Consider the following 12,003-nt stretch of genomic DNA (forward strand, 5'->3'; position numbering starts at 1 on the left):
ATGCTTCAAGCTAGACTTGCTATTAGTGTATTATTTCTTGTTTGCGGATTAAATTTTGCTTCCTGGGCAACTAGAATTCCTGATTTTAAAGATTTTTTATCCTTATCAGATGCTGAATTAGGAAGTATACTGATGGGACTACCTATTGGTTCTATGGTCTCCCTCCCCTTAGCAGGATGGTTAATTGCCCGCTATAATTCGAAAATCATTTGTTTGCTGTCCGTCGTTTTATATATTATTATATTACCTGCACTAACGTATATTTCTACTTCCTTATTTCTATTTATAGGTTTGTTTTCATTTGGAATGGCGGGAGATTTGTTAAATATTTCCATGAACACCCAAGTGGTTGCATTGGAAAAAATGACTAACAAGAAAATCATGTCCTCATTTCATGCCATATTTTCTATTGGTTTGATGTTAGGGTCATTGCTGGGTGGTTATTTAGTGAAAAAGAACATTTCATTAGAGCATCACTTTTATCTCATTGCTATATGTAATGTGGTTTCCATTATAGGAGTATATCAGGCATTATTAATTGATTCAAAAAATTTAGAGCAAGAAAATGAGGTTGTCAAAGCCAAGTTTAAAATAAACAACTATTTACTGATTCTTTCTTTTATAGCTTTTTGCGGAATGCTTTGTGAAGGTGCCATGGCAGATTGGATAAGCCTCTATTTTAAATCTATCCCTAATTTAGAAGGATATCCATTCACTATAGGATTTTCTTCTTTTGCCTTTTCCATGGTTATCGGGAGATTTTTGGGTGATTGGGCCGCTCAACATATTTCCATAAGAAATATCCTAATGTTCAATGGTATTTTAATTGCTCTAGGTATGAGCATTACCGTACTTTTTATGAATGTCAATGTGTTAATATTGGGATGTTTTATAACTGGTTTGGGCATTTCAACTATCGTCCCAATGATCTATTCACAAGCTGGAAATACCCGTGATACATCACCTGCCATGGCTATTGCCGCAGTTTCTACCATCGCATATATTGGATTTATGTTAGGTCCTGTGGTGATTGGCTTTCTTTCTGAATACTTTGGACTCCAAAGAGCCTTAGTACTGCTTATCATGCTAGGAGTTTTAGCAAGTGGTATTAGCAAGTTTGCATTGAGCAAAGATTAATCAAATTCAATTGAATTTTTCGGATATTTAATTATCTTTATTTTATAAATAAATTTAATAATTATTGGTATGAATAAACATGTTATATTTTGGTCTATAACAGTTGGCCTAGGAGGAATGTTGTTTGGTTTAGATGTTGCTGTTATTTCAGGTGCTGAATTAGCCATCCAAAAATTATGGCATTTAGATAGTTGGACGCATGGATTAGCTGTAGCTACGGCATTGTATGGTACTGTGGTTGGTGCAGCATTAGGTGGTATACCAGCTGATAAGTATGGAAGAAAACAAACACTTCTCTGGATAGGAATCAGTTTCTTCGTATCGTCTATCGGTGCAGCATTGGCAACAGATGTGAATCTGTTTATGTTATTTCGTTTTTTAGGGGGCTTAGGTATCGGAGCCTCTTCGGTGGTGGCACCTATTTATATTTCAGAAATAGCGCCCCCACAGCATCGAGGTAAACTGGTTATATCCTTTCAATTGAATGTTGTATTGGGTATTTTGTTAGCATATATATCCAATTATTTACTTCAAGGTGGTGATGACGATTGGCGCTATATGTTAGGAATGGTAGCTATTCCAAGTTTACTATTTTCTTTTTTAATACTCTTTACACCAGAAACGCCTCAGTTTTTATTGTTGAAGAGAAATGATCAAGCTGGAGCCTTAAAAGTTTTGACATTGGCAGATCCTGACCCTGAAGGCACTTTAAAGCGAATCTTAGATAATGCTAAAACACATATCAAGAAAGAACACCTATTTTCTAAAAAGTTCTTTACGCCATTGCTCCTCTCCTTTCTATTTGCCTTTTTCAACCAGATGTCTGGAATTAATGCTATCATCTATTATGCTCCTAGAATTTACGAATTAACAGGCTTAGGTAAAGAAAGTGCTTTACTTTCTACTGCCGGTATTGGAGTGGCCAACTTATTATTCACCTTATTGGGTTGGTATTTCATTGATAAAATTGGCAGAAGAATACTGATGTATATAGGTTCCGTGGGATATATTATTTCCTTAGGACTCATTGCATTCTCTTTTTATCAAGAATCTTATGCTTTTGTACCCATTTATATATTCTTATTTATAGCTTCTCATGCTATAGGCCAAGGATCGGTTATTTGGGTATTTATATCAGAAATTTTCCCGAATTCTGTTCGAGCATCTGGCATGGCCTGGGGATCATTAACTCACTGGTTATTAGCTGCTTTAGTTGCCAATTTTTTTCCCATATTGACAGAAAATTTTGGCGGAACATTTATTTTCAGCATATTCGGCATCATGATGGTGGGCCAATTTTTCTATGTCATGTTTTTAATGCCCGAAACGAAAGGAGCATCATTGGAAGATATCGAGAAACAGATCATCATTCATTAGATTACGTGTGCATCTGAACTTATATGTCCAGATGCACATTTAACCAGCCTTGGTCAAATTTGACACCGTATTTGCTGTAAAATTGAATAGCTGCTTCATTCCAATCAAGTACTTGCCACATCATTCCAGTGCAATTTGTTCGCTTAGCTTCCAAAACTGCTTCATCTAACAGCATTTTACCTAAACCTAGGGAACGGTATTCTTCTTTGATGAATAGATCTTCCAAATAAAAACGTTTTCCTTTCCAAGTTGAAAAACGAAAATACCACAAGGAAAATCCCGCCAATTTCCCTTCATAATAAATCAGGTTCGCTGAAAATATAGGATTCTCTTGAAAGCCGTTTTGAACAAAATCATCAAAACGTGAACTAACTTCTTCGGGTGCCTTTTCAAATAAAGCTAATTCCTTCACTAAGCTATAAATGGCTGGGACATCTTCTATTCCAGCTTTTCTAATTTCTATTTGCTCCATGATTTGTAACTTCTCTTAATCGATATAATACTTCCCGCATATCTTCTGGGAAATCTTGCTCAAAATATATTCTTTCATTGGCTTTAGGATGATCAAAACCCAAGGAAAATGCATGTAAGGCTTGTCGCGGACATAATTTCATTAAGTTGGCCGCAAAGGTTTTAAAATTGGCAATGGAGCTCATATACCTAATTTTATCACCTCCATAAGCAGCATCAGAAAGTAACGGATGTCCAATGGAGGCAGCATGTGCTCTAATTTGATGTGTTCTACCCGTTTCTAAATTGAATCTGACTAAAGAACAAAAAACAAACGATTCCATGACTTCATAATGAGTAATGGCCAATTTTCCATGTTCCGCTTCTTCAGGAAACATCATCATGACTTTCCTGTCGCGAGGACTACGATCTATTTTTCCACGAAGTGTGGCCTTGCTTTCTTTGGGTACACCCCAACAAATCGCATAATAGGTTCGGTCAATGGTATGATCAAAAAACTGCCTAGCTAAATGATTTAATGAAAACTCGGATTTAGCGACGACCAATATACCTGAAGTATCTTTATCTATTCGATGAACTAAACCAGGACGAATATCTCCTTTGCCAGGCAAATGTTGACAATGGTAAAGTAAAGCATTCACCAAAGTCCCTTCCCAATTTCCGTGAGCAGGATGCACCACCATTCCTGATGGTTTATTGACTAAAATCAGTTCTTCATCTTCATAAATGATATCGATGGGGATATTTTCAGCTACGATATCTTTATCGCGAGGTGGATGAGAGAATGATACCACAATCTCATCAAAGGGTTTAACCTTATAATTCGACTTAATATCGAGGCCGTTTACTTTTACTGAACCTGACTCAATTCCTGATTGAATTTTGGAACGAGTGGCATTGGAAATTTTTAGAAGTAGGTATTTATCTATTCTAAGTAATTGTTGACCTTTGTCCACCGTAAAATTGAAATGTTCGAACAAATCATCTTCACTCTCAATGGGATCTATTTCATTATCTATGGACATATCTGCTTTTGAAAAAAACTATTTACAAATACCCTCACCAGTTGTTGAATTGTTTGATCCACTTTGGAATGAACAAGACATACGATTATTTTTCAAGCGAGATGATCTGATACATCCCACCGTTTCTGGCAATAAGTGGCGCAAATTAAAGGAATATATCCGTATCGCCCAAGATAATCCAAAAAAGGGAATTATAAGTTTTGGTGGAGCTTATTCCAATCATTTATATGCCTTGGCTTTTGTGTGTCAAATGTTGAAAATTCCTAGTATCGGAATCGTAAGAGGAGAAGAATTATCATCTAAGAGTAACCCATATTTGAGTCAAATGGAAGCCATGGGTATGGAATTATACTTTGTTGACCGAGAATATTACCGTAAAAAAGAAGTTCCCAATCAATTTAAGTCAGATGATTATTGGATAATCCCAGAAGGAGGTTATTCCATACATGGAATTGATGGCATGAAAACTTTGGTAGACGAAATTCAACAGGACATTAAACCTGATTATCTAATTAGTGCCGTTGGAACAGGAACTACTATACTAGGCTTAGCGAAATATTCAAAGGTTAAAACCATAGGGATACTATGCTTGAACAATGCAACAGAAATTGAAGAACATGCAGAAGATCTTCAATTAAGTCTTCCTAAGCTTCAACTTTCAAAGGATTATTTATTTGGCAAATATGCATCCAGACCACCAGAACTTGTGGCCTTTTGTGACTTATTTGAAATACAACATCAAATAACGATTGAACCTATCTATACAGGTAAAATGATGTACGCAGTTGATGATTTACTCAAAAAAAAGTACTTCCCAACAGGAAGTACTTTGGTATGTATACACACAGGAGGAATTAAGTAGTTTAACCTACGGATCCTTCTAGTGAAATAGCCAATAATTTTTGGGCTTCAACAGCAAACTCCATCGGCAATTGATTTAAAACCTCTTTGGCATAACCATTAACAATTAACGCAATCGCAGTTTCAGTAGATAAACCTCTTTGGTTACAATAGAAAATTTGGTCTTCACCAATTTTAGAGGTTGTAGCTTCATGTTCTACTGATGCCGTATTGTTTTTTACTTCTAAATAGGGAAATGTATGTGCCCCACAGCGATCACCTAATAATAATGAATCGCATTGGGAATAATTCTTTGCAGAATCAGCTCTTTTGGCAACTTGTACTAATCCACGATATGAATTCTGTGAAACACCCGCTGAAATACCTTTGGATACAATTCTAGATTTAGAATGTTTTCCTAAGTGAATCATTTTAGTACCTGTATCCGCTTGTTGATGATTATTGGTCACTGCTACAGAGTAAAACTCACCAATGGAATAGTCCCCTTTCAATATCACAGAAGGATATTTCCAAGTAACAGCAGAACCCGTTTCCACTTGTGTCCAAGATAATTTAGAATGTGCTCCATCGCAAATACCACGTTTGGTTACAAAATTATAAATACCACCTTTGCCCTCTTTATCACCTGGATACCAGTTTTGAACCGTGGAGTATTTTACTTCTGCACCAGCATGGACAAAAATTTCCACTACTGCTGCGTGTAATTGATTTTCATCCCGCATCGGGGCGGTACATCCTTCTAGATAACTAACATAAGAATCTTCATCAGCTACTATTAACGTACGCTCAAACTGACCTGTTCCTGAGGCATTAATACGGAAATAAGTAGAAAGCTCCATGGGGCAACGGACGCCTTTAGGAATATAACAAAATGAGCCATCAGAAAATACTGCAGCATTTAGCGCAGCAAAGTAATTGTCCTTCACGGGTACAACACTACCCAAGTATTTTTTAATTAATTCAGGATGCTCTCTTACCGCTTCTGAAATAGAACAAAAAATAATTCCTTTTTCAGCTAAAGTTTCCTTAAATGTTGTTGCAACTGAAACGGAATCTATGACAGCATCAACGGCAACGTTTGATAAACGTTTTTGTTCATCTAAAGAAATACCTAATTTTTCGAAAGTCCTACGCAATTCAGGATCGATTTCATCCAAAGAATTCAATTGCTTTTTAGGCTTGGGAGCTGAATAATATTTTAGTGATTGATAATCTGTTGGTTTATAGGATACATTAGCCCAAGTAGGCTCTTGCAATGTTTTCCAATAACGAAATGCCGCTAAGCGCCATTCATACATCCATTCTGGCTCATTCTTTTTATCAGATATAAAGCGAATGGTGGATTCATCCAAACCTATAGGCGCTTCATCCGTATCAAAATGGGATTCGAAACCGTATTTATAATCGGAAGTGGTTACCTCCTGTAAAATATCATCTACCTTTTCTGCCATAACTTATGTTTCTTAAGAGATACAAAATTACAAAGCAAAATTTAGTTTTGTAAGCATTTAATTAGAATTATTCTAAATAAACTAAAATAAAGGTGTATTTCTAATTAAACTTTCTTCCAAGGAAATAAAAGTCTCAGTTCTTTGAATACCTGTCACCCGTTGAATTTTATCGTGAAGTACTTCTCGTAAGTGTTGGGTATCTCGACATATAATCTTGGCAAAAATGGAATAAATACCTGTCGTATAATGAATGTTGACCACTTCGGGTATCTTTTCTAATTGCTTGGCGACATCTTCGTAAAGCGAACTTTTATCTAAGTAGATTCCTAAAAATGCGGTGATGTCCCACCCTATTTTAGAATAATCAATTAAAAGCTGAGCTCCTTTCACAATGCCCAAGGCTTCCATTTTTTTCATCCTTACATGTACCGTTCCACCGGAAACATCTAAACGTTGACCGATTTCCGTGTAAGGAAGATTGGAATCACTCACTAAAATTTCTAAAATTTTATAGTCTAGTGGGTCTAGATCAAATTTCTTATCCATAATATTTTCAACAAATTGATAATATTTTTAAAAATTACTCAAAAAAATCAGATTTTCTTTAAATTATTTTGAAATTTTAAAAATGATTTATAATTTTGAGACATAATAGTTACAAAGGTAAATATTATTTCACTGTAGGGTGATGAAATTGGCAGACGTGCCCTCCTGTCTCGGGGGTGGTGAGTTCGGGATAAACGTAGCGTAATGGGTTGACCACTAAATCAGTTCTGCGATATGGCTAACCGCACCTTGGAGGTTCGAATCCTTCTCCTACAGCATTTTTATTATTTGGTTTTTAGTTTGTTGATGAAGTGTAATGTTAAAAGCAATTCTATTTTAGGATTGCTTTTTTATTTGATAATTAGTCTATAAATTCGGTAGATAATTCACTTTAAACACCTATCATTATGTCATTAAGATTAGGAGATATTGCGCCCGATTTCAGCGCTGAAACAACCCAAGGACCTATTAATTTTCACGAATGGATTGGAAATTCATGGGTATTATTTTTTAGTCACCCCGCTGACTTTACTCCCGTATGTACAACTGAACTAGGAAAAACAGCTTTATTAAATGGAGAATTTAGCAAAAGAGGAGTTAAAGCCATTGCTATTTCCGTAGATAGTCTGGAATCTCACAACAAATGGGTACCCGATATAGAAGAGGTAAACAACGTAGAAGTAAATTTCCCCATTATCGCTGATCCAGAGAAAAAAGTGGCCTTATTGTATGATATGATTCATCCCAATGCCTCAGAAAAAGCGACAGTACGTTCCGTATTTATTATTGGACCTGATAAAAAAATCAAGCTTACACTAACTTATCCAGCATCAACCGGACGTAATTTCACTGAAATATTACGTGTCATCGATTCTTTGCAATTAACTGCAAATTATCAAGTAGCTACCCCGGCTGATTGGGTAAATGGAGAAGATGTCATCATCACACCTGCTGTATCAAATGAGGAAGCGCTTACTAAATTCCCTAAAGGATTTACAGCAGTTAAGCCTTATTTGAGAAAAACACCACAGCCAAATCTATAAGATTTTGTAAATTTGGTTATTCCCGCCAAAAAAATTGAAGAAAAAAAGAATCCAGCTTATTGTTAGTTTCCTTGGAGTTATTGGCTTTTGCTGGATTCTTTTTTCTTATATCAGCTCACTAACAGATGATGAAGGGCATCAATTTGCCTACAGTGACGCCATCCAAATTGAAGTTCCCCAAAAACACGCAATTCACGGTATTGATGTATCTCATCATAATGGAATTATCCCCTGGAATCACCTCAGTGAATTAGAAATTTTTGATACAGTTTCTTTAAAATTTGTATTTATTAAAGCAACTGAAGGTAGAAGCTTGCAAGATCGCAATTTTAAAGATAATTGGCGTAAAGCCAAACAAAAAGGATTAATAGCTGGGGCCTATCATTTTTATATACCAACTAGAGACCCCATTGAGCAAGCCAAAAATTTTTGTAAGATAGTACAGCTTCAAGAAGGAGACCTCCCTCCTGTTTGTGATATTGAAGTCACAAACAGGGTTAGTCACAAAAAAATCAAAAAAGATATCAAGGCTTTTTTAGATTATTTAACCGATTATTATCACACCAAACCTATCCTATATACCAACACACGGATGTACGCTGATTTATTTAATAATGAAGAGTTTACTGATTTTCCATTGTGGTTAGCTAGCTACGAAACCAATACGATTGTCGATGCTGATAATCTACGTTTTTGGCAGTATAGCAAGCTAGGTAAGCTTCAAGGGAATTCCAAATCTTGGGATTATAATGTATTTTTGGGCGATCATTCAGAATTTGCTTCCATGCTAATCAAATAAATAACATGCTATCCACGATTAATTTTACCCAAACCACTGCCTACCAAAAGCTATTATCTGACAAAAAGCGTTTAGAATCTAGTTCTATTTCAGCCTTATTTCAAACTGATAGCGAAAGACAAAAAAAGTATAGTCTTTTCTTTCAGGATATATTCATTGATTTTTCTAAAAATATCCTAGATGCAGCCACATTCAACCATTTAATTGAATTAGCCAAAGAGTGCCAATTAGAATCTGCCATTCAAGCTCAACTACAAGGTGAGGCAATTAACCAAACAGAAGGCAGAGCCGTTTTACACACTGCTTTAAGAAAACCTAAGGGACAATCTCAGTTATTAAATGGTGTTAATATCAATGCGGATATACATCAAGTGAGAGCTCACATGAAAGAATTTACGGAACAAGTGATTTCTGGGGCTTGGAAAGGATATACCAATAAAAGTATCACCGATGTAGTTAATATCGGAATTGGAGGGTCAGATCTTGGTCCCGTGATGGTGACCGAAGCTTTGAAACCTTACAAAACACATTTAAATGTACATTTTGTGAGTAATGTGGACGGCACTCATATTGCTGAAACTTTGAAAAAAGTTAATCCGGAAACTACTTTATTTTTAATAGCTTCCAAAACATTCACCACACAAGAAACCATGGCCAATGCATTCACAGCTCGCGATTGGTTCTTGAAAACTGCCCAAGATGAATCGGCTGTTTCCAAGCATTTTGTAGCCTTGTCCACCAATAAAGCTCAAGTGGAGAAATTTGGTATTGATTCAGCTAATATGTTTGCATTTTGGGATTGGGTTGGAGGAAGATATTCTCTTTGGTCAGCCATTGGATTGTCTATTTGTTTATCCATTGGATATGACAATTTTGAATCTCTTTTATCAGGAGCACATGAAATGGATTTACACTTAGCTAGCACACCTTTAGAAGCTAATGCACCTGTCATTTTAGCACTTTTAGGAATCTGGTATGTGAATTTTTGGGATGCTCCTACGCATGCTATTTTACCTTATGATCAATACATGCACCGATTTGCGGCCTATTTCCAACAGGGAGATATGGAATCCAACGGTAAAACTGTGGATAGAACTGGAAAGCGAGTTGATTATGCGACAGGTCCTGTTATTTGGGGAGAACCTGGAACCAACGGTCAACATGCCTTTTATCAATTGATTCATCAGGGCACTCAAATGATTCCTGCTGATTTTATTGCACCTGCTAAAACGCATAATCCAATTGGTAATCACCATACCTTATTGATGTCCAATTTCTTTGCTCAAACTGAAGCCTTGATGAATGGTAAATCGTTGGAAGTGGTAAAATCAGAATTAAGTAAAATTGGATTAGATGAATCAGCAATAGACAAACTTGCTCCATTTAAGGTTTTTGAAGGTAATAAACCCACCAATTCCATCTTGGCGAAAGAAATTAACCCTGCTACATTAGGTGCATTAATTGCCATGTATGAACACAAAATTTTTGTTCAAGGAGTTATTTGGAATATATTCAGTTATGACCAATGGGGAGTAGAATTAGGAAAGCAATTAGCTAATTGCATTTTACCCGAATTAGAAAACGAAGAAAAAATCCAAAGTCATGATAGTTCCACCAATGGATTGATCAATCAATTTAAGGCTTGGAGATAATAACAGTTGAATATCAATGAAAAAGGCTAGTCTTTCAACTAGCCTTTTTTTATTTTATTTTCTCCATTAAATCTTGCAGACTGAGTAATTCCTGCTCGCCACTCTCCATATTTTTAAGATTCATTTTATTTTGAGCCATCTCTTGTTCTCCTAGAACGGCAACAAAAGGAATTCGTTTTTTGTCGGCAAATTCAAAAGGTTTCTTGATTTTAGCTACTTCCGGATAAATTTCAGAAGGAATTCCTAGTTTACGCAATTCATTTACATATTGAAAAGCCTGTGTTTGTCCTGCTTCATCAAAATAGGCAAACAAAATTTTAGATCCGCTGAAGGGAATTTCAGGGAAAAGATTTAAGGCATCCATGACATCGATCATACGTTCGATTCCAAAAGACAAACCTACTCCTGACATATTGGGTAAACCAAAATCCGTCGTTAAGTTATCATATCTTCCTCCTCCAGCAATAGAACCAAAAGGAATATCAATAGCTTTCCCCTCAAATATTAAACCGGTATAATAACTTAATCCACGGGCAAGTCGATAATCAAAAATGATGTTCGTATTCACAAATCCATTTTGTTGAATGAATCCTAAGACATCTTGGATTTCCTTTAATCCAGCCAAACCTTGAGTATTGCCATTAAAAAAAGAGGTCAACTTATCTATTTTAGCTAGGTTATTTCCTTCAAATAAAATCAATTCAGCTAAAACAGCACATTGCTCCTCTGTAAATCCTTTTTCTATTAATTCTTTAGCCACGGCATCCCAACCAATTTTATCTAATTTATCGATGGCTACAGCGAAATCAACAAAATGTTCATTCATACCAAGAACATCTACTACACCTGCTAAGACCTTCCTAGAATTAATAACTAGGTTAGCTTTCAAGTTTAATGAATTGAAAATAGCTTGGAATAAAGTGATTAGTTCGGCTTCATTCAAGAGAGAATTAGATCCTATAATATCAGCATCACACTGATAAAATTCTCGATAGCGTCCTTTTTGGGGTCTATCTGCTCTCCAAACGGGTTGTATTTGATAACGCCTAAAAGGAAATGCTAAATCGTAACGATTCATTGACACAAAGCGAGCAAATGGTACGGTTAAGTCGTAGCGTAAACCCTTTTCGCTGACTTTATAGGTAAACTTTTTACTACCTTCTTGAAAATCTTGATCTGTTAATTTGGAGAGATAATCTCCTGAATTAAGAATTTTGAACAATAATTGATCTCCTTCATCTCCATATTTTCCTGTCAAAGTAGATAAATTCTCAATGGCTGGCGTTTCGATGGCTTGAAAACCAAATTGCTCAAAATGCTTTCGAATGATGTTGAAAACATAATTTCTTTTGGCCATTTCTTTTGGACCAAAATCTCTTGTACCTCTTGCGTTACTGGGCTTTTGCATAATTTCAAAAAACAAATTTAATTAATCGGGGCTTATTATTTGATTAATAAACGATATTTCGTATTTTTGCACACCAAATTTATCAAGACATGGCCGTAACTAGACTAAAACGTAAAGACAGAAGAAATCACGCAGTAGCGAATAATAAAGTATCTGCTATCAGAATTTTAAAGCAGAGACCAATTATCAAATTGGTAGATGTAGAAGAAATCAAAGCAAGTTTCGCTAAATAA

Annotated in this window: 12 protein-coding genes; 7 read left to right on the top strand and 5 right to left on the bottom strand. The window is 35.7% G+C overall.

Annotation, left to right across the window (positions count from 1 at the left end):
* A complete protein-coding gene (locus G9H65_RS04250; protein ID WP_166374102.1) occupies positions 1–1,137 on the top strand; it encodes an MFS transporter in 1,137 nt (378 codons plus the stop codon).
* A gap of 63 nt (positions 1,138–1,200) precedes the next feature.
* Entirely contained in the window at positions 1,201–2,514 is a 1,314-nt protein-coding gene (locus G9H65_RS04255) for a sugar porter family MFS transporter (RefSeq protein WP_166374308.1), read from the top strand.
* Positions 2,515–2,533: 19 nt separating this feature from the next.
* Here G9H65_RS04255 and G9H65_RS04260 read toward each other — a convergent pair whose 3' ends face one another.
* Together G9H65_RS04260 and G9H65_RS04265 are read right to left on the bottom strand one after the other, a co-directional pair.
* Positions 2,534–2,986 carry a GNAT family N-acetyltransferase gene (locus G9H65_RS04260; protein ID WP_166374103.1) on the bottom strand — a complete coding sequence of 151 codons (453 nt, stop codon included), beginning with the start codon at positions 2,984–2,986 and terminating at the stop codon, positions 2,534–2,536.
* Positions 2,967–4,010, bottom strand: a complete 1,044-nt coding sequence (locus G9H65_RS04265) for an RluA family pseudouridine synthase (protein ID WP_166374104.1) — start codon at positions 4,008–4,010, stop codon at positions 2,967–2,969. The genes G9H65_RS04260 and G9H65_RS04265 overlap by 20 nt, the downstream gene beginning before the upstream one ends.
* Between G9H65_RS04265 and G9H65_RS04270 the strand changes: the two genes are divergently transcribed.
* Complete coding sequence (locus G9H65_RS04270) at positions 4,003–4,872, top strand: 1-aminocyclopropane-1-carboxylate deaminase/D-cysteine desulfhydrase (protein WP_166374105.1); 870 nt, start codon at positions 4,003–4,005, stop codon at positions 4,870–4,872. The two genes, G9H65_RS04265 and G9H65_RS04270, sit on opposite strands and share 8 nt — an antisense overlap.
* A 1-nt stretch (position 4,873) precedes the next feature.
* On the opposite strand, the gene sufB is transcribed toward G9H65_RS04270, so the two are convergent.
* A complete protein-coding gene (gene sufB / locus G9H65_RS04275) occupies positions 4,874–6,322 on the bottom strand; it encodes a Fe-S cluster assembly protein SufB (protein ID WP_166374106.1) in 1,449 nt (482 codons plus the stop codon).
* Positions 6,323–6,403: 81 nt separating this feature from the next.
* Entirely contained in the window at positions 6,404–6,868 is a 465-nt protein-coding gene (locus G9H65_RS04280) for an Lrp/AsnC ligand binding domain-containing protein (RefSeq protein WP_109322930.1), read from the bottom strand.
* A gap of 407 nt (positions 6,869–7,275) precedes the next feature.
* Between G9H65_RS04280 and G9H65_RS04285 the strand changes: the two genes are divergently transcribed.
* Genes G9H65_RS04285 through pgi form a run of 3 tightly spaced genes read left to right on the top strand, consistent with a single transcriptional unit; the run spans position 7,276 to position 10,362 of the window.
* On the top strand, positions 7,276–7,911 hold the full coding sequence (locus G9H65_RS04285) for a peroxiredoxin (protein WP_166374107.1): 636 nt from the start codon (positions 7,276–7,278) through the stop codon (positions 7,909–7,911).
* 34 nt (positions 7,912–7,945) lie between these two features.
* Positions 7,946–8,710, top strand: coding sequence for a glycoside hydrolase family 25 protein (locus G9H65_RS04290; protein ID WP_166374108.1), 765 nt, complete (start codon positions 7,946–7,948; stop codon positions 8,708–8,710).
* Positions 8,711–8,715: 5 nt separating this feature from the next.
* Positions 8,716–10,362, top strand: a complete 1,647-nt coding sequence (gene pgi / locus G9H65_RS04295) for a glucose-6-phosphate isomerase (RefSeq protein ID WP_166374109.1) — start codon at positions 8,716–8,718, stop codon at positions 10,360–10,362.
* 49 nt (positions 10,363–10,411) lie between these two features.
* Here pgi and hisS read toward each other — a convergent pair whose 3' ends face one another.
* A complete protein-coding gene (gene hisS, locus G9H65_RS04300) occupies positions 10,412–11,770 on the bottom strand; it encodes a histidine--tRNA ligase (RefSeq protein WP_205753241.1) in 1,359 nt (452 codons plus the stop codon).
* 89 nt (positions 11,771–11,859) lie between these two features.
* Between hisS and G9H65_RS04305 the strand changes: the two genes are divergently transcribed.
* Positions 11,860–12,003: a hypothetical protein gene (locus G9H65_RS04305; protein WP_166228046.1), complete on the top strand. Its 144-nt coding sequence runs from the start codon at positions 11,860–11,862 to the stop codon at positions 12,001–12,003.

It is taken from the genome of Aquirufa ecclesiirivi (genome assembly GCF_011250515.1).
Lineage (GTDB): Bacteria > Bacteroidota > Bacteroidia > Cytophagales > Spirosomataceae > Aquirufa > Aquirufa ecclesiirivi.